The 23,373-nt window shown below is 34.0% G+C and carries 22 protein-coding genes and 1 pseudogene; 16 read left to right on the forward strand and 7 right to left on the reverse strand.

The window, feature by feature from the left end; translation table 11 throughout:
• Window positions 1-174: 174 nt before the first annotated feature.
• Window positions 175-465: an RNA polymerase alpha subunit C-terminal domain-containing protein gene (locus SAZ04_RS19945; protein WP_332698702.1), complete on the reverse strand. Its 291-nt coding sequence runs from the start codon at window positions 463-465 to the stop codon at window positions 175-177.
• Window positions 466-1,458: 993 nt separating this feature from the next.
• Between SAZ04_RS19945 and SAZ04_RS19950 the strand changes: the two genes are divergently transcribed.
• A complete protein-coding gene (locus SAZ04_RS19950) occupies window positions 1,459-2,577 on the forward strand; it encodes a tyrosine-type recombinase/integrase (RefSeq protein WP_332698705.1) in 1,119 nt (372 codons plus the stop codon).
• A gap of 398 nt (window positions 2,578-2,975) precedes the next feature.
• Entirely contained in the window at window positions 2,976-3,743 is a 768-nt protein-coding gene (locus SAZ04_RS19955; RefSeq protein WP_332698708.1) for a YwqG family protein, read from the forward strand.
• Between the two features lie 532 nt (window positions 3,744-4,275).
• Here SAZ04_RS19955 and rho read toward each other — a convergent pair.
• Window positions 4,276-5,030: pseudogene (rho, locus tag SAZ04_RS19960) on the reverse strand (transcription termination factor Rho); the annotation flags it as partial.
• Window positions 5,031-6,180: 1,150 nt separating this feature from the next.
• Here rho and SAZ04_RS19965 point away from each other — a divergent pair.
• On the forward strand, window positions 6,181-6,321 hold the full coding sequence (locus tag SAZ04_RS19965) for a hypothetical protein (RefSeq protein ID WP_332698711.1): 141 nt from the start codon (window positions 6,181-6,183) through the stop codon (window positions 6,319-6,321).
• 167 nt (window positions 6,322-6,488) lie between these two features.
• On the opposite strand, the gene SAZ04_RS19970 is transcribed toward SAZ04_RS19965, so the two are convergent.
• On the reverse strand, window positions 6,489-7,673 hold the full coding sequence (locus SAZ04_RS19970) for an MFS transporter (protein WP_332698713.1): 1,185 nt from the start codon (window positions 7,671-7,673) through the stop codon (window positions 6,489-6,491).
• A 157-nt stretch (window positions 7,674-7,830) separates the two neighbouring features.
• Between SAZ04_RS19970 and SAZ04_RS19975 the strand changes: the two genes are divergently transcribed.
• Complete coding sequence (locus SAZ04_RS19975) at window positions 7,831-8,424, forward strand: TetR/AcrR family transcriptional regulator (RefSeq protein WP_332698715.1); 594 nt, start codon at window positions 7,831-7,833, stop codon at window positions 8,422-8,424.
• A 1,473-nt stretch (window positions 8,425-9,897) separates the two neighbouring features.
• Here SAZ04_RS19975 and SAZ04_RS19980 read toward each other — a convergent pair.
• A complete protein-coding gene (locus SAZ04_RS19980) occupies window positions 9,898-10,101 on the reverse strand; it encodes a 4-oxalocrotonate tautomerase family protein (protein ID WP_332698717.1) in 204 nt (67 codons plus the stop codon).
• A 14-nt stretch (window positions 10,102-10,115) separates the two neighbouring features.
• Complete coding sequence (locus SAZ04_RS19985; RefSeq protein ID WP_332698719.1) at window positions 10,116-11,309, reverse strand: YbfB/YjiJ family MFS transporter; 1,194 nt, start codon at window positions 11,307-11,309, stop codon at window positions 10,116-10,118.
• A gap of 124 nt (window positions 11,310-11,433) precedes the next feature.
• On the opposite strand from SAZ04_RS19985, the gene SAZ04_RS19990 reads away from it, so the two are divergent.
• The 3 genes from SAZ04_RS19990 (at window position 11,434) to SAZ04_RS20000 (ending at window position 13,935) form a co-directional block, all read left to right on the forward strand.
• Window positions 11,434-12,327: a LysR family transcriptional regulator gene (locus SAZ04_RS19990; protein ID WP_332698761.1), complete on the forward strand. Its 894-nt coding sequence runs from the start codon at window positions 11,434-11,436 to the stop codon at window positions 12,325-12,327.
• 646 nt (window positions 12,328-12,973) lie between these two features.
• Window positions 12,974-13,261 (forward strand): hypothetical protein, encoded by a 288-nt coding sequence (locus SAZ04_RS19995; protein WP_332698722.1) that lies wholly within the window; start codon window positions 12,974-12,976, stop codon window positions 13,259-13,261.
• A 395-nt stretch (window positions 13,262-13,656) separates the two neighbouring features.
• Window positions 13,657-13,935, forward strand: a complete 279-nt coding sequence (locus SAZ04_RS20000) for a hypothetical protein (protein WP_332698724.1) — start codon at window positions 13,657-13,659, stop codon at window positions 13,933-13,935.
• Window positions 13,936-15,068: 1,133 nt separating this feature from the next.
• On the opposite strand, the gene SAZ04_RS20005 is transcribed toward SAZ04_RS20000, so the two are convergent.
• Window positions 15,069-15,203, reverse strand: coding sequence for a BA3454 family stress response protein (locus SAZ04_RS20005; RefSeq protein ID WP_332698727.1), 135 nt, complete (start codon window positions 15,201-15,203; stop codon window positions 15,069-15,071).
• Window positions 15,204-15,805: 602 nt separating this feature from the next.
• On the opposite strand from SAZ04_RS20005, the gene SAZ04_RS20010 reads away from it, so the two are divergent.
• The 6 genes from SAZ04_RS20010 (at window position 15,806) to SAZ04_RS20035 (ending at window position 20,162) form a co-directional block, all read left to right on the forward strand.
• Entirely contained in the window at window positions 15,806-15,925 is a 120-nt protein-coding gene (locus tag SAZ04_RS20010; protein ID WP_431309038.1) for a CPCC family cysteine-rich protein, read from the forward strand.
• A gap of 138 nt (window positions 15,926-16,063) precedes the next feature.
• Window positions 16,064-16,336 (forward strand): hypothetical protein, encoded by a 273-nt coding sequence (locus SAZ04_RS20015; protein ID WP_332698730.1) that lies wholly within the window; start codon window positions 16,064-16,066, stop codon window positions 16,334-16,336.
• Between the two features lie 60 nt (window positions 16,337-16,396).
• Window positions 16,397-16,864 carry a UPF0158 family protein gene (locus tag SAZ04_RS20020; protein WP_332698733.1) on the forward strand — a complete coding sequence of 156 codons (468 nt, stop codon included), beginning with the start codon at window positions 16,397-16,399 and terminating at the stop codon, window positions 16,862-16,864.
• A 278-nt stretch (window positions 16,865-17,142) separates the two neighbouring features.
• Window positions 17,143-18,015: a hypothetical protein gene (locus tag SAZ04_RS20025; RefSeq protein ID WP_332698736.1), complete on the forward strand. Its 873-nt coding sequence runs from the start codon at window positions 17,143-17,145 to the stop codon at window positions 18,013-18,015.
• Window positions 18,016-18,706: 691 nt separating this feature from the next.
• Entirely contained in the window at window positions 18,707-19,498 is a 792-nt protein-coding gene (locus SAZ04_RS20030; protein ID WP_273848402.1) for a phosphotransferase, read from the forward strand.
• A 208-nt stretch (window positions 19,499-19,706) separates the two neighbouring features.
• The gene (locus SAZ04_RS20035; RefSeq protein WP_332698747.1) at window positions 19,707-20,162 is read left to right on the forward strand and encodes a DUF4871 domain-containing protein; all 456 of its coding nucleotides are present in this window, start codon (window positions 19,707-19,709) and stop codon (window positions 20,160-20,162) included.
• 477 nt (window positions 20,163-20,639) lie between these two features.
• Here SAZ04_RS20035 and SAZ04_RS20040 read toward each other — a convergent pair whose 3' ends face one another.
• A complete protein-coding gene (locus SAZ04_RS20040) occupies window positions 20,640-21,185 on the reverse strand; it encodes a transcriptional regulator (RefSeq protein ID WP_332698750.1) in 546 nt (181 codons plus the stop codon).
• 118 nt (window positions 21,186-21,303) lie between these two features.
• Between SAZ04_RS20040 and SAZ04_RS20045 the strand changes: the two genes are divergently transcribed.
• The 3 genes from SAZ04_RS20045 to SAZ04_RS20055 are packed head-to-tail and all read left to right on the forward strand — an operon-like array spanning window position 21,304 to window position 23,230.
• The gene (locus tag SAZ04_RS20045) at window positions 21,304-21,543 is read left to right on the forward strand and encodes a PLD nuclease N-terminal domain-containing protein (protein WP_332698753.1); all 240 of its coding nucleotides are present in this window, start codon (window positions 21,304-21,306) and stop codon (window positions 21,541-21,543) included.
• Window positions 21,540-22,445 (forward strand): ABC transporter ATP-binding protein, encoded by a 906-nt coding sequence (locus tag SAZ04_RS20050; RefSeq protein WP_332698756.1) that lies wholly within the window; start codon window positions 21,540-21,542, stop codon window positions 22,443-22,445. The genes SAZ04_RS20045 and SAZ04_RS20050 overlap by 4 nt, the downstream gene beginning before the upstream one ends.
• Window positions 22,442-23,230, forward strand: a complete 789-nt coding sequence (locus SAZ04_RS20055; RefSeq protein ID WP_332698758.1) for a hypothetical protein — start codon at window positions 22,442-22,444, stop codon at window positions 23,228-23,230. The genes SAZ04_RS20050 and SAZ04_RS20055 overlap by 4 nt, the downstream gene beginning before the upstream one ends.
• The last annotated feature ends 143 nt before the right edge of the window (window positions 23,231-23,373 follow it).

The raw sequence follows: 23,373 nt of genomic DNA on the forward strand, positions 1-23,373 counted from the left end.
GCACCTCCTTTAGTTGATACATGTATCGTACCAGGAGGCGCTGCGTATTTATATGCGTTGTTTGAATGGGGGCTTACTTTCTTCCTAACTAAAATAGGTTATTATGAAGAACCCAATATCCTTACCTAAGCATTTGCTTCAAATTTAATAATACTTCATCTACCAACCAAATATTTATTCTTTAAATGATAAACCTTCTTCTTCTAATGAAGTTCTCATAGTTGGTAAAGAAGCTGGTCCAATACCATGGATTTTTAATATTTCTTTTTCGGTGTACTTTGATAATTCTTGCAAAGTGTCAATTCCTTCGTGAACCAACGCATTTCTAGCAGGTGAACTCAGTTTCGAAAGGAATCCGCTTTCAGGCTTGTTTTCTTTATCACGGGTAGGACAACTTGGACATTCACTACTTTTGTAATACTTATGTCCTTTTTCACAAACCCTTAAACTTTTTTCGGCTTTCAAAATAACCCCTCCTAATAAATTCTGATTCAATTTTAACATATTATTTTTCTATACTTAGTTATACAATCCAATAAAAGCTCTGTGGTTTCCCTATTAAACAATTAGGTGACGTTTAAGTATATTCTTTCACAACGTCAGCTGAAAATGAAAATTTTTGCTGCGCAGTATTTAGTCTACTACGTAATACAAGAGTTAATCTGGCAAGTATGCAGAAGACTGATCTTACAAATTTTTATAACATTTTTTGTTTCAAAACTATGGTTTTATATCTTTTATCACCAGATCGATTGCAGTGGTAAATAGTTTGTCATTCTTTGGTACACTTTTTGTCATTTGGCGGTAAATACTATGTCAGAGATGGTACATTTCAATGGCTGTAATCAAAGAGAAAAATAGAGGCTACTAAGATTTTAATACTGAGTAATTCGGATTTTTATTATAGGAATTTCTTTAACGTTGTAAATCCGCGCATTATACAGCATTTCAAAAAAATGACTGATCATATTATGTTATTTTTGTTGTTGGCATTAAAACCTATTACAATAATAATATATACAAATGCTTTAACTATAAGATTAACATTATTTTTAAAATGATATTATATGTCATAATATATGTTAACAATGATGTTAAAGTTTTCTTTAATCAAACTATATATTTTATTAAAAACATTTAAAGTATTTCAGTCCAAGATTAATAGTGCCATTACCTAACGTAAAAGCGAAACACCCCCAAGAACCAACGCAACAAATTTAGAAGAATTGGAACTGAAGATCCATTTCGTCTGAAAGCGAATCTCGACAGGCAACACTTTATTTCAATGTTTCAATGCTGCTAGTGTATCAAATTATTTATCTTTTTTAATCATAGGTCCGGGAGGAAGATTTTAGATATAATAACCATTGTGTGATAAAATATAAGTAAAGATAAGATGGTATTATCTTTACTATACATAATGAAATTATTTTAAACTAATACGTAGGAGGTCAAAAAATGAATGACTTGACGCTTCTTAATCATATGACAGGTGAACAGTACTTAACTTATTTACAAGACAATCTAAAAGATCGGCATCTACTCGACGAAAATAGAAACCTCTCTCTTGCGAATAGTTCCGAACAGGATTTTCTGGAATTGTTTTTTTTAGAGAAGGTATTTCCACAAGATAAGCATCTTTCTCCTCATACGGTCAAAGCATACCGTTCGGATGCAAAAACGCTGCTCACTTTTTTAACAGACCACTCCCTTTCTTTTCGGGATCTTGGCTTTCCAGAAGTAAAAGCTTATAACAAATTTATCAAAGAAAATTATGCAGTTAAATCAGCCATAAGAAAATTGGAGTTTTTCAGAAGATTATTAGACTTTGGTTATGAAACACAATTTTACAAGTCCCACCTTTCTACTTGGATCTCCAAGCCAGTGTCTAAAAAAGGACACTATATAATGGAAGAAACTCGTCACGAAGAAGACCAAACGCGTGTTCAAGTCAGAGAATTGAATCAAAAGGATGCTGAATTTCTTATCTCCTTCTTTCCTAAAGTGGTGAAAGCAAAAAGAAATCGTGAACAGTTGGAAAAACGAAATTTACTGATGGGCTACCTACTGTATACGACAGGGCTTCGTGCAAGCGAGCTTTTGAGCTTAAATTGGGGAAGCTTTCGTTACAATCATAAGGGGTACCTATTTGCAGATGTCATTGGAAAAGGGAAAAAGCCACGATCCATTCCAATAAGAGATGAGACAAAAGAAATTCTATTTAACTATCGAACAAGTATTGGCGAGTCGGTTGAAATAAAAATGGAAGACACTAGTCCGCTTTTTTTCGCTATGTATAATAAAAGAGAAACCCTTTCAAATAAAAAACGCTTAACATACCCCGCCCTATATAAGATTGTTAAGGAAGCAGTTCATATCGCAGGAAAAAATGTAAAAGTCACCCCCCACTGGTTCCGTCATACGTTTGTAACTCTTCTGCTGGAGAATGATGTTCCTCTAGCAGTGGTAAAGGATTGGGCAGGACATTCGGATATTTCAACCACTAATATATACTTAGAACGGGTGCAACAGGATGATTCGCATGTTCATTTTAAAAAAGTAAATTTGTTTAGATGATCCTATTTTTCGTTGGAGCCAATAATGACTGGACTTTTTTTGAATGATTATCATGTTCTTGAATAATTATTTCTGCCTTCTTCAGCAATAGGGCCATTTAATTGAATAAGACTTCCAAACAAATTTAATGTTTTATTTTTACTATGCAGTCTGATTTTATAGAAATTAGAATGGGTTCCATTTTTCACTGAAGTGGCTTAGGAATGATAAAAGTAAATGATACTCAGTTCCTTCTATTTAAGTTACAATAAATGTAAGAATATTCTAATAGAGGGAGGTTGCGTCATGGCGGAGTATCTTTATCATTATATAAAAAAGATGCACTTTAACAAATTTGAAATTGGTATAACCAAAACCTACATATAGGGGTGAAGAATTTGCAAGATTTACATACACTGTTGCAAGAATACGAATTACTTCATAAAAAATCAGATATTTTAAACGCTGCTAAACAATCAATAAAAGTTATTAAAAATAAAGAGAAGGAGGAGCAAATTCCCTTAGGATCCTCAAAACTTGGAGGGCTGCCGGATATGCCGCAAGATTGGGAGTTTCCTAAATACAAGAATGGTTATCTCTCTTTTATAGGGCAATTTAACTTAAAGGAAGTAAAGCCATATGACAAAGAAAATATTTTTCCTAGTAGTGGAATCCTTTATATATTTTATGATGTGATAGAACAGCCATGGGGTTTTGAAGAGGACGAGGGTTGTTTTAAGGTTTTATACTATGATGGGGACGAAAAAGAGCTAAGAAGGAAAGAGTACCCGGAAGAGACCGAAGACTACTTCCCTTTACCTGTTTTTAATGTTACATTCGTAAACAGACTGATTCTCCCAGAGTATCCAGAAGATATTGAGTTTAGCGATGAGGATGAAGAAAACTACTCTGAAATGAGGCAAGAACTTATTCAGCCAAGTGATGATGAAGGAAATTACGAACCGGCTCACTACATGTTAGGGTATCCATTCAGCATCCAAAATGATGTATTTGATGAATTTAATCTTAACCCGGAAGAAGCTGTTCTTCTCCTACAGATCGATTCAGATGAAGAAGATATGGAATTGCTTTGGGGAGATTCAGGAATCATCTATTTCTGTATAGATAAGACCTCATTAGTTAATATGCAATTCGATAAGGTTAAATTTACATTGCAATGTTTCTAACTCACGATGCGGATGTGTAAAACAAAGTTTAACTAGTTATAAAAAAGTTTGAACAAAACCCTGTATTTAAATAAAGTTAATACAGGGTTTTATTTACTTGCATATTCAGCAATCGGAGAGCTTTAATTCAGATGAAGGGAGTTTGTCTAATGAATAATGTCGCTTCTGCAATCTATATATCAACTTCTATTTTTATGTTTTTTATTGTAAAGATTATTGAAATGTATATTGAGAACTTCATTGGAATTACTGAAAAACCTGCGTATGCTTTAATGAAAACCTCTGTTTATCTTTTTCCCTATATTCCTTTAGCTATCGGTTTAGTCTGGGAGTATAGGAAGAGACTCCCATCCTGTCTTTTTTGATTTCATCTTTATTCCCATTCATGATATGAATCGCGTTTGCATCTCTTCCATTTTCCTCTTTAATTTTTTATTTAGTAACTGTATTCTCTTCGTATGTTATTCCTCCTTCCACCATTTAGTAACGTATTTCAGCGGAACGAAACAGAAAAAATAGCTCTTATTCAAGAATATGGCCCTTGATCTAATCCTCCTGAAAGGGTTCGACCGCTTGGTGGAACACTCAAATTATAAGCTCTTGCCAACCGTGTAATACTATCTACGAGAATAATGACATCTTTTTTATTTTCTACTAGGCGCATGGCGCTTTCTAATACGAGTTCCGTAATTTTAATATGATTTTTGGGAAGTTCATCGAATGTAGAACTATGTACAGTAGCTAAGCTTTGACAGAGCGTTTAATATCCGTTACTTCTTCAGGGCGTTCATCGATGAGAAGGATCAACAATTCTGCATCAGGATGATTATCAGCAATCCCATTAGCCATGTCTTTTAATAGCGTTGTTTTCCCTACTTTTGGTGGAGCTGCGATAAGTCCACGCTGGACAAATCCAATAGGCGCAAACATGTCTATGAGGCGGTTGGTTATGCTATGGTTCTTTCCATCAAGGGTCATTTTTTTGTTTGGGTGGATAGGAGTTAACGATTTAAAATGAGCCCTGAGCATCTGAGATTCAGGAGGAGCTCCATTAATTTCAGTAATTTTCATTAATCCATTATATTGTTTATTTTGTTTTGATGATCGTGCTTGTCCAGTCACGAGGTCCCCCGTTCTTAAAGCAAACTTTCCAATCTGAGAGATAGAAACATAAGTGTCTTTCCCATCTATCGAAGGATCCCCCGATCTTATAATGCCAAACTCCTTATTATTTGCTATCTCAAGATTTCCACGTACAGGAAATAAAGCTGGAGATATCACGCTCATTTACATCGCACCTTTCTTAAGTTTATCTTATTGGAGATTTAAAGTAGGAATAGAAATCAGGTAAAAAGGATGGAAACCTTTTAGAAGGTTTTAATGGGTTGCTCATGGAGAATGGTAGATCACGATTTTTTAGGGTGTTTTTACTGTTCTTAGTCCAATAGGGAGGAGCTTTCAGTGAGTTTAAGAGTAGGGACAACGTAGATATTAATTAAATATTTGACATTTATTGACTGATATCAAGTGGATTTTTTCATAAATGACATCAGTTGAAGTGTTTGGTGTGTTCAGGCACTAAGTAGTTGTCTAGACGAGATAGGGGAAGTGTGCAACCGATAGGCAATATAAAAGAGAGCTCCAAGGTTATGAACTGCACCCCCATTGTTAGACACACATCTGACAATTGGAGGTGCTTTTCTTTTGGCTAAATTTACGATTGAAGAAAAAATTAAAGCTGTGAAACGATATTTAGAAGGAAATCTCCATAGTTAACTCAGTGAACTACTCACCACTTAGCTACGCTTGAAGTGGGAGCTTCTCACTTCCATGAAGAAAGCAACCTTTCTTCTCCATGAGCGTTACTTCGGGTAGTTCCTACCCTAGATGTCCGAAGAATCGGAGTTCTTTCGTACCTTGGATATTTTACGCATGGAAGGATCAGCTTGGTTTTCACATTTTTATTTCTCCATGCAACCTCATATATCCAGTTATCAAAGAACATCATAGCTATATTTTATGATAATACTAAATTTTGAGCTACCGCCCAACCGAAATTCATCTCCCCCTTATCGTTGGGCTTCGCCCTTCACACGATTGAAGAGGGAGACTTCTTTCGGGACATGTTAAAATCTTCTAAAAGGTTTCCATCTCTTTTTTACCAATAGATAAGTTAAGAACTTGTATAGTTTATGATTATTTGTTGTATCTAAATGAACCGGCTTCCACACTTCACTAAAAAGATAATTTGAATAATCCCTCACATGATGAGACGAGGGATTAATTTACATGGTTAATTAGTTTATTTAGAGCATTTGTCAGTCATAGACCATGCATTTTAATAATTACCAAAAGATGTATTTATTATTCATGGGAAATAATCCACACATTCTATTTGTTTTTTCATAATGTAACTATGAAAAAAGGAGTGTTGTCCATGAACCTAACACGAAGGAATAGACGTAGAAACTTTCATTCAAGAAAAATTACATACTTTGATGAAAGATTAAGAATAGGGGGAATGAACATGGCTAATTTATTTCTCATAGGTAATGGGTTTGATTTATCTGAGCTTTAAATAATATAAACAGCCATTGTAATGATACTGTTCCAATGGCTTCCTATCTCGCACTCACTGGCTTAAACGTCCGCAAACTGTGGCTCAAAACTACGCACAGCCGGCTCATTCTGTCCGCAATATTCAATTTTGTCTTAAACAATTTTCGTCAGTCTGGAGAATAGATATTATTGTTTTACGAAAGCGTGTTTTTTGTTAGAGACGACGATAACAATTGCTAGAACGGTTAGTATAAGAATAGTTAGTGGGAAAGAGATACTTCCAAATGAGTCTAGTAATATACCTCCTATAATACCTCCACCTGCAATAGCAGCATTCCAAACTGTGGTATTCATGGACATTGCGGTGTCTACATTTTTTTCTCCTACTGATTGAGCTAGCGCAGTTTGTAATAAAGTAGCAGCACCACCAAACGTTATTCCCCATAGGGCGATACCAATAAAAATGCTAATAGTATATCCACCTGAGAATTGGAATAACAAAGTAGACAATGAGAAACCAATTAGACTTAATAAGACAAGTAGTCGAAGTTTCTTATCAATTAAGACACCGGTAACCCATATACCAATTAGTGAAAGACCACCGAAGATAAATAATGAGATCCCTACTTTCGTACCTAAGTTCATCTCTACAAGAAATGGTGCAATATATGTGTACAAAATGTTATGAGCTATCATCCATAGGATAACAACAGATAAAATGGGACGTACTCCAGGTATGGTGAACACTTTATATATACTAACCCGATTTCCACTTGAATTACCAGGGAAGTCAGGAACTTTTACTACAATCCAAATAATTAAGATAAAAGCTAATATCGACATTATTATAAAAACAGCTCTCCAACCTAAGGATTCTCCTAAAATAGTACCGATTGGTACTCCTAAACTCAGAGCAATAGGTGTTCCCACCATAGCTATTGCTGTAGCTCGACCTTTTAATTCTGAGGCAACCATCCTTCTTGCATATCCAGTTAGCATGCTCCAGACAATTCCAGCACCTACTCCTGCAAAAAATCGAGCAACTAAAGTTAAAGTGTAATTTGAAGAAAAAGCTGTAATCGTATTAAATATAAAAAACAATCCGATTGCAAAAAGCAGTAGTGGTTTTCTCTTCCAGCTTTGGGTTGCAAATGTGACCGGTATAGCGGCTACAAGTGATCCAATTGCATATAAGGTAACTAACTGCCCTGCAAGTGGAGTAGAAACATTTAAGCCGTTACTAATGTGAGGAAGTAAACCGGCTGGAACAGTTTCGGTCATTATACAGATAAAACCAGCCATTGAAAGTGCCAATAAGCTAATCAATGGCAATTTAGTGTTAGAAACTTGAGTGTGACTAATATCAGACATGCTAAGTTATCTCCTTTTTATTATTCTATTTTTTTATTTTTAAAGCTCCTTTCATAACATATGGATCGATCAATCCATATGTTACTCTGTATTTTTATACTTGTCAATCATTTATGGATCGATTAGTATATAAGTAAGTATTCAAGGATGTGAATGTATGGCTCGAACAGGACGACCACGTGTATTTGACAAAGAATTAGCAATTTCAAAAGCGATGGTTTTATATTGGGAGCAAGGTTTTGAATCTACGTCTCTTGCACAGCTAAAAGAAGCGATGGGTATATCATCTGCAAGTTTTTATGCAGCGTTTGGTTCTAAAGAGAACCTGTTCAAAGAAGTTATTGATCGATATAACACTTCTTACGGTAAAGTGACTGATTGTTTAACTGACACGTCGATTAAATCTAAAGTAGCAATAGAAAAAGCTTTAAGACAGACAGCCAAAATGCAGACAGATTCTAGCCATCCTACTGGTTGTATGTTGGTATTATCAGCAAATGTTTGTTCAGAAAAAAATAACCATGTACGTGATCTTGTCTTTAAAGAACGTTCTTTAGTTCGGTTGAATTTAGAAGAATGTATAATAAGAGGGCAAGAAAACGGCGAGATAACTAGAGAGGTAAAAGCGGACGTTTTGTGCACGTTGATAGAAGCTTTTATGTATGGAATTTCTACACAAGCAAGAGACGGAATAAGTTATAAATCAATTGACCAAGCTATAACTCAAATTATGAAAACTTGTGATATTTAATTAAACGGTATACCAGTAAACTACTTTTAAACGATTGTTTTTAAATATATTCGGTTGATTATTCGTCTTTTTTTACTTTAATTCTTTCCGTAACTACACGATTTAGAATGAAATAGGTGTAGATATGAGGGGTTTTATATAGCTATTTATATCAATTCGCAAAATTGAGGGACTGAGATTAACATTACCGTCATAGTCCTAAGAGAAAACCTACTTTCTTCTATTAAATAGTCGATATTTCACTTTGGTAATTGCTATGTTTACCACGTGCCGATTTTGTGCCGATGAAGATTGATATAGCTTGATGTATTTTGAAGAGCATAATGCTAAAACCCTAAAAAAATAAGGATTTCAGATAAATATGATATACTCTGAAATCCTTTATTAATCAAATTTGAGATGGTAGGTTATCGTACCATCTGGTCAAATGACTTTAACACACTACATTATATAGTAATCGGGTTATCAATCTTAGATCTTCTAGGTCGAATAGAAAACCAGCAACTCACGTTTATTTATACTTTTAGTGTTGCTTTCTATGTTGGTTCTGTGATCTTTAGTGTATTATGAATTCAAATTCGAAAGGGGACCCATTGAATGGCTGGTACGAAAGTTTTCTTAAGAGGACTTTTTTAAATGAAGTATCAATTTATTTAAGAAAAGGGCCACTTAAGGGAGTAAATTTTATTCGAGAATAGGGGAAATCAGGAATGGATTGGTTATGGGCGTGGTTTGCTTTTTCACTTGCTGCAGGAGCATTTTATGAATCTTCTCAAGTGTAAAAAGAGAATAAAAATCTAAAGAAGAGAATCGAAATGGAAGAAGAAGTATATAAATAACTTCCGTAATCGGGCGCGATGAAAAATTATATGACCTAATACCGCTGGAAACACCAGTTCATATTGATTACCACTAATGGGTAGTGCAAAGCGACACGTGCAGCTGACAGATACTAATCGGTCGAGTCTTATCCAATACATTCTTGACACATGTTTCACGCATTATCTAGTTTTGAGAATCTCTCAAATGTGAACTAAGATACCTGTTTAGAGAATCCGAGGTTCAATATAGTCTGGTGGCGAGTAGATCCATTCTTTTTATTATATTGTAGAAAGGTGTCAATTAAACAGTTGACACCTTTTATAATAGATATAATTCAACGTTGTAAGCTGATAACGTGGAGGACTTACTCCCTATGAAGCGGTTGACAAGGAAAGCAGTAATGAGAATAGCGAAAGGAATTTAAGGAGTTGATAGACTCACTGCACCCAAACCCTTTTGGCATTGAACAAACAACTGTATTGCCACTACCGGCTGGCTCTGCTTCTAGAAGGAACAGCTCTTCTTTTTGTATTGCTAACAAACCAGGATTGTACTCTAAAACTAAAACATATATGAAAAAGCAAAAAAGAAGATAGTAGTGTAATCAATTCCTCTTTTTTGCTTCCTTACTAATGTTGCTTTAATATTACGTTACTGACCATTTTTTCTTCGAACAGTTATTGATTCACCAGCAATTCCCCAATTATCAGTATCAACTTCATCAATAACTACAACAGTTGTATTAGGATTTTTATCTAATACATCAACAAGTAATTGTGTTGCTCCTTTAATAAGTTCAGCTTTCTTTTCTGGTGTAACGTTCTCATTTGTAATTTTAATATTTACGTATGGCATTATAATTCCCTCTTTCAATTTGATTTAATAGATATAGTTTTTATGTTTGGTATTTGATCATATCGAATACCACTTACGAGTAATACTGCCCCGATGAATACTACACTAGCTGCTCCAATCAAAGCCGAATTAAAACTATTAGTATAAGATGATAGGATTCCAGCGATTGTTGGTCCAATCATTTGACCGGAAGCATAAGTGGCAGTTAGATACCCAATTATTCGACTGCTATTTGATGGACTCATTTGGCGTGCTAATGTTGTAGCGAGTGTAGTAATCCCTATAAACGTAGCTCCAAATAATAAAGCACTTATAATAAAACTAGATTGGGTTAACCAGAAGACTGGAAGTGCAATACCAATAGATTGTAGAATCATCGAAAACACTAAAGTTTTTACAAACCCCCATTTTTTTGCCAGGGTTGACCATATGATACATGAAGGAATCGCACCTAATCCCACAACCATCCAAACAAATGCAGGGTCAATGCTAAAGATTGGGGTTTTTTCAGCAATCGATACGATAAATGTCCCAGTAACAATGTAACCTAACCCTTCTAATCCATAAGCGGCAATCAACCAAGGAAGCCATTTGAGAGGTGGTGCTTGTGTAGTAATAGGTTGCCCATCCTTTTTTTTCATTATGTTTGGGGATTCTTTAAGCCAAAACCATACGAAGATAGTAAGGATGGTACTTACAATGGCTAGTCCTACCCATACACCCTCCCAATCAAATAAATGATTTAAACTGGGAATGAAGAGCGTTGAAAAAAAGATACCAAACCCTACCCCTGAATAAAATAAGCCTGACCAACTAGTTTTACCTGTAACAGCGAGTTTATCTAGGACAATACTAGAAGCTAATACAAAAATGAACGCACTTGCCACTCCTGAAACAAAGCGAACGACAAGCATCAGAAAGTAGAAGTGAGAAAGTCCCATCATGCACGTAGTCAAAATACTTACTATAAGACTTATCCTTAAATAAAATGTCCTATTATTTTTCAAAGGGAGAACGCCTGCCAAAATAGCTCCAACGAAATACCCTGCGTAATTACTTGAAGCAAGGTAGCCCGCCTCTGCATTTGTAAAGGAAAGAGCATTTTGCATTAGTGGCAGAATCGGAGTATAAGCAAACCTTCCAATTCCCATAGCAATCATTAAAGAAAAAATTCCCCCAATCAAAAATAGAAAAGAACGTTTCTCCAATTTTTCACCTCCAATCTCTATTTCTATCTTATCTGTTTTTTGTTATATGGTATAATACTTAAAAATGATATGTAGGTATCAGTTATTTAGATAGCGAAAAAGTTAAGGGGGGATGTCTATGACTATGGATATACAAGCATTAAAATTTTTTCGAGCAGTCGCAGAGTTAGGAAGTATCTCAAAAGCCGCACGAGAACTAAATTATGCACAATCAAATCTTACAGCAAAAATTCAGCAATTGGAGACAGAGCTTCAAACAACACTTTTCTATCGCCATAATCGAGGAACCTCTTTAACGGACAAAGGCAAAGTATTACTATCATATACGGATGAAATATTTAACCTTTTAGATGAGGTAAGAAACGTCATGAATGATGAGCAAACACCAAAAGGTCCATTAGTGATAGGTTCAATGGAAACGACTGCTGCAATCCGTTTGCCATTATTGCTTTCAAAGTTCCACCGTGAATATCTTTCTGTTGACCTTTCGTTAAAAACAGGTCCAACTGAGCAAAATGTCCAAGATGTTCTACAATATGAATTGGATGGAGCTTTTGTTGCTGGGCCTATTGAACATCCTGATCTTACTTATAAAACGGTAATAGAAGAAGAGTTAGTGCTTGTAACGGATTCGTTCCATCAACCTTTGTCTTCTATAAAAGAAATACAAAATCGAACGATATTAGTTTTTCGTAATGGGTGTTCATATAGGGCAAGATTTGAAGAATGGATACATCATGAAGGAGTGATTCCAGACAAAATAATGGAATTTGGAACACTTGATGGAATTATTGGCTGTGTATCTGCGGGTCTAGGTATAAGTTTACTTCCTCGAAGTGTTGTAGATAAACATGTTAAAGAAGGATTTCTGATCCAACACTCTATTCCAAGTGTATTCGGGAAAGTCAAAACACTTTTCGTTTATCGTAAAGATAAATATATGTCTCCATCCTTGAGAGAATTTATAGAAATGTTAAGTAATGAAAGGTTATTAGTTAATAATGCAACATTAGTTTAGATAGATATGTATTTGTAACCCTAGAAAGATTATTAATAAATACACTCAAACTTTCAAGGCAGTTGAATTAAAAAAGATAAAAAAACATCAGAGTCAATTGCTGCACAGTACAAGGATACTATTCAATAGAAAAAGGATATTCAACAATCAGGCGCTTTTCTGGTGCGAAACGTTTCTAATTTAAATTGAGGATGGTCACATTACTCAGGTAAAGGTTAGACAGTTCTTTATAGAATTGAAGAATTATATCGAAGAGTCAAATGAAGGAGTAACGTCCTGAAGGTCTCTCTCTTAGTCGAATAGCACTCGATTTAGTAAGAATGATAGTGTTATAAGCTCGGCGAAAAGGCGTGAGAATTTACCGTAACAGTTCGGCTGACGAAAGCCTACCCGCGGGCTAAAACATCAAATCATTCAACGCAATCAACATCAACAAAATCATCTTTACCTACCACCGGAAAAGCTTTGTCCTCAAAAGACTTAAAAGATAGTAAGGGAGTAAAGTAAAGCAAAGAAGATATTATGATAAAAATGGAAAAGCAGACTTAGATATTGATTTTCGCCATGCTGGAAATTTTAAATTTCCACATAGGCATACTTGGACTAATGGAGTAAGAAGTGGACATTAAGTGAGGTGATTTCTAAAATGAATGATCAAACAAACTTTGAAGATGTTCCTACTGGCAAAAACATTAGTTATCAGCATCTATTGTTTTATTTGGAACAAGGAAGAGAGATTGAATTTACTTATAAGGGAAAAGAATATTTTATTTCTAATTCGTTAGAAGGAAGAGCTGTATGGAAAGGTGACATAAAATTAAGTGAGTATTTTAGTAATGATAATATATCTTTGATAGAATCTGTCAAAATAGAAGAGGTCACTTTAGCCAATTTATTTAAGCAAAATAAAATTCAGATTAGTACTGTTTTCTAAAATATATAGTAAAAAATAATTTTATTCGGTACTGAGGACGCTTTTAAGCGTCCTTTTTGCTTTTCAAAGGGTTTTACTAGGGGCAGCCTATTACAAAGGCGAGAAAGCCCCTTGTTGTTAAGTAACAATAAAGTTGTTTAATTTACAACAATAAAGTCGTTTAAAAAATAATAAAGTTGTTAAAAAAATGCAAGTCATTCTATTCAACAAACGGGCCATTAGTGGAATAAGACTTTCAAAAAAAGACTGGATATTTATGTTAATATTAGTACGGAGATTGTCAAGAAATGTACTTTAAGAGGCAGTTTAACACCATAATAATCCATTTTTTTGACAAAAAGGCTAACCTCATATGATATAATTAATTCAGAATATTTTAACTAATGGGGGAGGATATGAAAGGTCTATTGATTGTAACCATTGCTTATACTTTTATCGCTGCCTTGTTTTACTTTGATGGATTTGGAGGTTTAGTTCGCGGAACTTTTTTCACGAATGTAAAAACCATTAAAGGAGTGGGGGAACAATTACCTTTGGCATTCGGAGTCGGCTTAGCTTACTTTTGGGCATTACTAGGCTCAGTATATTATCTTACTAACTCTAATACTGTTCAAAAAGAAAACGTTGATAATGGAAATAGCGAAGCTCTTGTCGCAGCAAGTAAAGAAGTATGAAGCTATTATGAGGAGTGATATTTTTGGGAGGAACTAGTCAAGTAAAAAGTGTAGATACTAAAAAAGTTGTATATATGTTAGGCGCTATTATTTTTGGGGGACTCCTATTAGTATCTATTATCGATGCAAATTTCTATATAGAAGAATATTCATTGTATACATTATGGGAATTCCGTTTTTTCACTGTCATTATTGGTACAGTATATTACTTATTGACTTACCTATATTATCGATACCAAAAGAAGGCATCTAACGAAAAAAACCACGCAAGTAATCTAAGGAAAATTTCATAATGGTTATGATATGTGGAAGCTGCTTGTAGTTGGGCTTTCCTTTTTCTTATTAACGGTGGGCTTTTCTTCAATAAGACAACATAAATTATCTTCCACAATCGGGCGCATTACTTCAATAAGGAGTAATGCCTTTTTCTTATTCAAATTATTCAAGTAAAGATGCATTTAGTAGAAGAAGGTGAAAGTAAAAACGTATCGAATTTAAGTATCAAACAAGAAACGTAGGCGAATAACGAATAACTACTTTTTTTATATTTATTTGTGGAGGAAATGATTTGACAACTATAAAATTTGATTGGGTTTTACTTTTTGCTGACAATAAAGTTAGGTCATTTGATATTTCGCAACTTGCTGTTGCACCACTTTTTATTATTAAGCTCATTCTTTGTATCCTTTACTTGATATTTCTTAGAAAAGATAAAGGTTGTCTTATTACTTTAGGAAGAATTTATTGTGCAATTATTGTTTGTATATACCTAATATCACTTTATTTTTATATTTTTGATAAATAGGCAATATGTTCAGCTAAATGGGTGATTTTCTTTAATAAAACAAAACCATGATCTTCAACAAACGGGCGCTTTTCTACAATAAGTGGAGATGTTTTTTCTTATTCAAGTGAACAGTGGAGGTTGCGTCGATCCCATTTTATTATTATTTTGAGTTGACGGAAACAACAAAGAAGTACCAGTTTTTATCCATCTTGTCTATTTCATCTAATTGAACATCATATTCAAAGAATTTTGTTGAAGGATATTGTTTTTTTAAGGTTGGACGAAACCAGAAAAGTCAATCCAGTGTTATAGGTAAAGAAGAGAACATTATAACCCATGTTGTTGTTTAATTGGCCAATTGTTTTAGAACTTGTTCTTTTGCAATTTGATGAATTTCTTCTTCTGATTTGTTTTTGTTAGCTAATACATTGGTTTGATAAATTTTCCCCTTGAATGTTACGTTGATTGTATACTTGCACATTTTGTTCTTCCTCCTTCCTTTATAGCTATATTATAAATGTGATTTTTTAAGTTCTGATGGATGTTATGTAAAGGTTTTTTAAGTTTTACACCTCTTGTAAAGTAAAGATAATCCGCTGAAGATAAGGGGGATGATAGGGGCTTGTTCATGACTGTTAAGTGGCGGTCAATAGGGCGTGTTTATTTAGCAAGAAAGCGTCTTTTTATTATAGATGCGGTTCAATTTAATGATCTATGAAGGTGGTGCAAATACGCCCTCGGTGAACTACTCACCACTTAGCTACGCTTGAAGTGGGAGCTTCTCACTTCCATGAAGAAAGCAACCTTTCTTCTCCATGAGCGTTACTTCGGGTAGTTCCTACCCTAGATGTCCGAAGAATCGGAGTTCTTTCGTACCTTGGATATTTTACGCATGGAAGGATCAGCTTGGTTTTCACATTTTTATTTCTCCATGCAACCTCATATATCCAGTTATCAAAGAACATCATAGCTATATTTTATGATAATACTAAATTTTGAGCTACCGCCCAACCGAAATTCATCTCCCCCTTATCGTTGGGCTTCGCCCTTCACACGATTGAAGAGGGAGACTTCTTTCGGGACATGTTAAAGAAAGCGCAGAGAAATTACATTGAATTTGGAGCTTGTGAGGAACGGTGTATTGAATTTGTAAGAAAACCAAACAGAAAAGATGAAAAAGATCAAAATTGGAAACCACTATAATTTTATAACACGGTTATTCAACAATAGGGCGCGATTGCTGAATAGGTAATCGCCTTTTTCTTGTTGAATTAAAGACGTAGGTTAATTTAATAAAAGTAAGACACTAAAGATAACCTAATATTATTAGGAGTGGTATTGATGGATACAAAAAAATCACCAAGAAATATATGGTTTTACCTTTCACTAATCTGTTTCTTATTGGGGATAGTGGTCTGGCTACCTAACATTATCTTTAGTTATGGATATAGTTATTGGTTTTGGACTTTTATTATAAATCCAATAGGCATTGTATTTGGAATAATTGGAAAGAGTAAATTCGGTATTATTTCAAATGCCATTATGACTTTTAGTTTTATTATATTCATGTTTATCGGATACTTAATTGTTGCACTTTTTGGAGGGAAACCATAAAGTAGTATTTTCAACTAATCGGGTGCATTAGTAAAAAATTATTGAAGGTGATCTAATATCATGAAAATAAAAGTTAAGCTTAAAGATATTATTGAAGAAATGGAAATACAGTTTGAAGAGTCATGTTCATTACTAAATATTAAAACGGGTGAAATAGTGTTAGTAACATCGGAAGACTTGAGAGCTGTTGAAGATGAAAAACCAATTGATCATTTACCTGAATGGCAACAAGAAAATAGAATGGTTGCTATTGATGTTGTTGAAAACTTTGAAAATTACATAGAGTTACCCACCAAATATGAAGTTAATGAATATGAAATCATGGAAGACTTTTGTCTAAAGGTTAGTGATCAACAAAAGCAGGATTCCTTATTAAGGGCAATTAAGGGAAAAGGTGCCTTTAGAAGATTTAAGGATAAAATAATAGATTTTGATATCGAAGATCAATGGTATTCATATCGTGACGAGCGTTTTAAACAAATTGCGATAGAATGGTGTCAAGATAATAACGTAAACTATATTGAATAATTAAGACAGTATGCGATTGCTTAAGGTGATCGCTGTTCTTCTTCAACAAACGGGCGCTTTTCTGGAATAAGAATTGCGCTCTTTCTTAATGAATAGGGCCAGATTGTGGAATAACACTCAATAAGGAAATTGGATATTTATGTTGGGAAATTGGTACGTGATTGTGAAGAAATGCAATTTAATTAACGACGCAGGTTTGAAGTTGAAGGAAGTAGAAGGGTATTTTGTGATCCAGTAGAAGTATATAACAGACAGTTTATTAAATAGGGAGAACTGATATGGAATTTAAGATGAAATTAGAATATACACCTAGAAGTCCAATAAATAATCTATCTTTTACTGAGAAAACTTTTACGAGAATGCAAACGACGTATGAATTAAATACGAATGAAATAGGGATTGCTTTAGTAGATCTTTGGAATTTCGGCTGGGAAAATAGTCCATTTGTTCCTTCATTAGGATGGGAACTTAGCTTAGAACGTGGGGTTTCTCACGCTTTGAGAAAAAAGGAGATAATTGAAAACTTGATTGTTCCAGTTGTTAATGAATTACGTGAATATGGGGTGAAAATATTTCATTGTAACCATGCTTCTTTTTTGGAACATTTTCCTCAATGGAAGGACTCTACAACAGAAGTGGAAAGGGAAACTTTAAGAAAAAAGGATTCAAAGGTCGATAAGGTTAAAGCTAAGCAAAATGCGGTTCATGAAGCCTTCCCTGATAATAAATGGATAAGTGAGTGGAAAGCAAAACACACAAATGATGTATTTAATATTAAGTGGTCAGATGAACAGGCAAAAACATATGATCAGATAAGAATTCCTAATCTAATCGAACCAAAAGAAGGAGATTTATTAGTTTATTCAAGTAAACAATTTCATCGCCTTCTTTCAAAAAATAAAATTCATTGTCTATTTTATATGGGTTTTGAAACGGATGAGTGTGTTCAAAATAGTGATTATGGAATTATTAACATGCACCAATTTGGTTATATGACTAATATTGTCAGAGACTGCACTACAACATATGAGTCAGCGGAAACACTAGAGGGACTATGGAGAACAAAAGTTGCTATTGAAAATATTGAAAAAAGATGTGGTTATTCAACTACTTCATTTGATTTACTTAATTCAATTCGGAACTCTATTTGATTTTAATGGATATTTAGTAGTTAACTCCCATTTTTTTATTAAACAAACGGGCGCTTTTCTGAAATAAGGAAAGTGTCTTTCTTCATGAAAAGGACTAGATAATTGAATAACACTTAGCAGTTAAATTGGATATTTATGTTAAAATAGTAGAGATTGTGAAGAATTGTACTTAAAGTAACGGTGCAGAATACTGTAAGTACCATTTTGTTTTTTTTGTATATTTAATAGTAATTCAGGAAAGGAGTTTTGTTATTGAATACTAAAAAAATAGATTCATTGATACTATTATCTTTATTAATAGGTGTTCCATTGTGTATAATGCCAAATTTCTTGGGAGTACCTACTGTATTTCTTTTTATTATTTTACCTATTGGAATTCTTTTAAGTATAATTGGACTTACAGCTTCTATCCTTCGATTACAAGGGCATTAACTGAAAGTAATAATAACTGTACTTCGCTTGTTAAACGGGTGCATTAGTTGAAGAAGCATAGGTGTTTTTTTGAATAAGGCCCTATTTTAGTTATTCCATTAAAGGGCGCAATTATGCAGTAATGAATTGCGCTCTATCTTTATTTAAAGGGCCATATTCTTGAATAACTAATTGTGGAGCTAATGGAAATTTGCGATGATTGTTATGAAGTTAAAGGAGCATTAGTAGAACAATAGAAAGTCATAGGGGGGATATAAAGATGTCGAACCATGAAAATGAAGAAATGTTAACAGGAGGGAATGTCTCTAACGTTTATCGTTCTGGAGATACTGTGCGACGAGAATTAAATCCAGAAAGCGCCAAAATTCATAAGCTATTAAAGCATTTGGAGAACAAAGGTTTCAGTTATGCACCAAAGTTTTTGGGAATTGATGAAAAAGGAAGAGAGATATTATCATTTATTGAAGGGAAAGCTGGTAATTATCCTTTAAAAGAATACATGTGGTCTGATAATGTCTTAATAGAAATAGCAAAAATGCTCCGTCTTTATCATGATTCTGTGAGTGATTTTTCATTTGATGATAGCTGGCAATCGATAGATAACACCCCGAAACAATTTGAGGTACTATGCCATAATGATTTTGCAATATACAACATTATTTTTAATCATGAAAAACCAATAGGTATTATTGATTTTGATGTTGCTGGACCGGGTCCAAGACTTTGGGACATAGCTTATACTCTATATACTTGCGTTCCCTTAAGTAGATTTTATCTTTCTGAAACAGGTGAGAAAGTTTATTATAATTCATCACAGCATGCTAACCGTATAAAACAAAGAGTTAGATTGTTTTTTGAATCTTACGGTGAGGGAATAGATGAAGATTATTTGGAAATGGTATTGCTACGATTAGAAGGGTTATGTAAAACAATTACAAGAAAAGCCAATGATGGTGACATTGCTTTTCAAAAGATGATAGATGAAGGGCATCTTGAACATTATCAAAACGATATTAAATTCATTCGTGAACATGGAAAAGAGTGGTTTTAAGGGTAGGTTTTTATTTAACGGGTGGCTTTTCTTCAATTGAGTCTTTGAAACGTTCTTCCGTAATAGCGCGCTTTTCTGAAATAAGGAAAGCGTCTTTCTTCATGAAAAGGGCCAGATAATTGAATAACACTTGGCAGTTGAATTGGATATTTATGTTAAAATAATTAGAGATTGTGAAGGATTGTAAAAGAAATAATGGGAGGGTTATATGATTAAAACTAGTAAGTATATGTTTATAATTTTAGCTCTATTAGTTACTTTTTCAGCTTGTTCATCTGCTGATGAAACAATTGAAGAGAAAACTGATGATATAGAGGTAAGCTCTATGTTTAAATCTGGCTCTTATTCAATGATTGGTGAGGAAAAGAAAATTGGTTTTATTTATGATGAGTATTCAACACCTTTTATTGCTGGGGAAGGAAACAAGTATATGTGGCATTTTTGGGGAGAAAACCTAGAAATGCAGCCATTTAAAGTAATTGGTACGAATACAGAAACTGGTCAAGAAGTTGTTGTCATCGAAGATGGTTTTCTAGCTGGTCCAAACAACGAAGCTGATGCCCATATGCCTAGTTTAATGTCTCTGCCGACAAGAGGAATCTGGACATTAGATGCTTATGTTGGTGAAGAACTGTTCGGTACAATTGTTGTAAAAGCTCGATAATACTTATCTTCATCAAACGGGGGCGATCGTTGAATAAGGAATTACAAAGCTGTGCTAAAACAGTTAGCTGGCTTTAGGGGGAAATGATGGAGATTATTAATCTTTTATTGGGTGTTGGTATTGTAATATTTGTGGTTTGTACATTCGCAGTATTTATGAGTTTTAAAAATAGGAAGTAATCCTTCTTTAACTATTGGATGCTTTCCTATAATAACGATCTTCAACAATCGGGCGCTTTTCTGTAACAAGGAAAAGTGCCTTTATTAATGTAAAGGGCCATATTGTTGAGGAACGTTTTCTACCAAATTGGATATTTATGTTAAAATACAGGGGGAGAATTGTGAAAGTTTTTACTTAAACTATACCCAATAGTAGAATGAAGGGATTCAATAAACAACGATTTTGGAATCATGTAGCGCTGATTTTTGCGCTACATGATTGATTGCTGGGGCGATGCTAAAAACGAGGAATTGTTTTTTAAGCATCTGGGATAATTGTAACAGCGATTGTTCGAACTGGAGCATCTTTTCCGTTGTTTTTGCTCGTGGTATGGTAGTACTTTGTCATTAGTTCGTTTAATTCGTTTTGAAATCGTTTAAAACTTTCATCATCTAACTTTAATTCAACTAAAGAAAAAGTAGCACCATCCTCTGGGCAGTTTTGTTTTTCTAATTTTTCAAGATACCTTTGATATTGGGACATAAGTGATAATTGATAATAGGAAACATAATCAAGCTTCTCCTGATGAGAAGCTTTTTTCCATTCTCTTGCATCGAGTCTAGCCTCATCTTCATTTAATGTGTAATATTTTTCGGAAACAGACTTCACTTTTTTTTCTTTAATAACACGGATAATACCTGAATCCAACAAAATTTGTATATGTCTATAGAGCGTTGCTTGAGGAACATCTTTAATGATTTTTACCATTTCTAATGGTGTTAGCCCATTTTCTTTATTCCTCATTAGTGCTTGAGAAATTTTCATTCTTACTGGATGCATTAAAACTTCAACCTTATTGCCCATGATTTCTCCTTATTCATTCAATGTTTTTTATTCTCATTATAAATAATGAGAATAATTATTGCAATGTACTCTTTTTTAACTTATTATTATCAATAATGATAATGAGGAAGTGAATGTAATGCAAATACACTACAAGTGGGATGAATTAAAAGAAATTGATTTTATTGCTTTTCTGCCCATCATATTACCGTTCATTGCAATAGGTACCCTATTAATTTTAATTGCATTAATTGATTTATATCGACATAGAAAAACGAGAAAAAATGCGTTCATATGGACGCTAATTATTCTTTTTGTCAATACTCTTGGACCAATTCTGTACTTTGTTTTAGGAAGAAAGGATAGTGAGAGATCTTGAAATTGGTGATCAAAAATGTGACAAAAACATTTAAAGAAAAAATCGCTGTCAATAATTTCTCGATGGAACTGCAATCGGGAGAATGTGTCGGCTTGATTGGGCCGAATGGAGCAGGGAAATCGACATTAATAAAAATGATTTCAGATATTATCGATCCAACCGCAGGCGAAGTTTTACTGAATGGGAAAAAAATATCAAAAATGAAAAGAGAAATTGGTTATCTGCCACAGTACCCTAACTTTTTTCATTGGATGACAGCGAAAGAAACTCTTACGTTTATGGGGCAACTTTCTGGATTGAAAAAAGAAGAATTAACAAACTCGATACCGGAAATTTTGACAAAAGTTGGACTAAGAGACGAGAGAAATACAAAAATTGGTACATTTTCTGGTGGAATGAAACAGCGACTCGGTATTGCACAAGCACTACTGCATAAGCCTTCACTTATTGTCATGGATGAACCGGTATCCGCATTAGATCCAATCGGCCGAAGAGAAGTGTTAAACCTGATCGAAGATATAAAAAATGATACGACAATTTTATTATCAACCCATATATTGAGCGATGCGGAAGAAATATGCGAACGTTTTGTCATTATAAAAAATGGAACAAAAATAGAAGATACAACGATTACCGAACTGTTAAACCGTAATAGCGAAAATAAGCTAAACGTGGAAATCACTGCGAAGGATCACAAATGGATTGATGTTGTAAAAAAATTACCCTATGTGAAGGAAGTAGAGGTCATTGGGCATAAAGTCAAAATAAAATTTGAAAACATCGAAATAAACAAAATTATGTTACTGAAAAATGCACTCGAGCATGATGTAGACATCGTAAAATTTGAAATCAATAACGATACTTTAGAAGAAATCTTCTTAAAATTGGTGGTGAAGAAATGAATAACTTTATTGTACTGATAAAAAAAGAATTTGTTCAAATGGCACGTGATCTTAAAGTTATTTGGCTACCCATCGTCTATATTTTTTTAGGGGTAACTCAGCCGGTAGTAACTCATTACTTGCCATCAATTTTGGAAGCATTAGGCGGCGGTCAGGGAATTACAATTGATCCGAGCATGACAGATCAAAAAGGCGGAGAAGTACTAGCGAGCACACTAGTATCTCAATTTGATCAACTTGGAATTATTATTATTGTCATCTCGATAATGGGTATCGTCCAAACAGATAAAGCAAACGGTATGCTGGCCTTTATTTTAACAAGACCTGTAACTGTTCTCTCGTACATAGGAGGAAAAATTGTATCAAATTATTCGTTTACAGGCTTTAGTGTGACGATTGGGTACTTTGCTTCATATCTATCCGTGAATTATCTATTTACAGACGTTCCTTTTTCAGACATGATTAACGCCCTATTATTTTATCTTGTGTGGGTTCTTTTTATGGTTTCTTTTACAACGATGATCAGTACCATTTTTAACAGTCAGGGTCTTATTGCAATAATTTCAATTATTTTTCTCATAGGTTGCAGAATTATAATCGGTTTGAGTCCAGTAATTGATCAAGTTAATCCAGCCATTATGAGTAAACATGCAATGGAAGTGCTGATTACAGGATCCGTTAATTCAAGCGCAATTGGCAATATGCTGGCAGTGGTTGTTTGGATTTTCCTGACACTCTTTGTTACAAATTATTGGATTGCTCATAAAAAGTTTAATCATGAATGAGTAGAGTATAACAGTGATGGGAGGTGGGCTTTTCTTGCGTATCTACTTCAATGATAACATTAACGGTATTCCATTATACCAGCTAATATAAGTCAACATTTCTTAAGTAATAATACTAGATTAAAGATGTTATAATAAAAACA

The sequence above is a fragment of the Halalkalibacter lacteus genome, from assembly GCF_036663595.1.
Lineage (GTDB): Bacteria > Bacillota > Bacilli > Bacillales > Bacillaceae_D > Halalkalibacter > Halalkalibacter lacteus.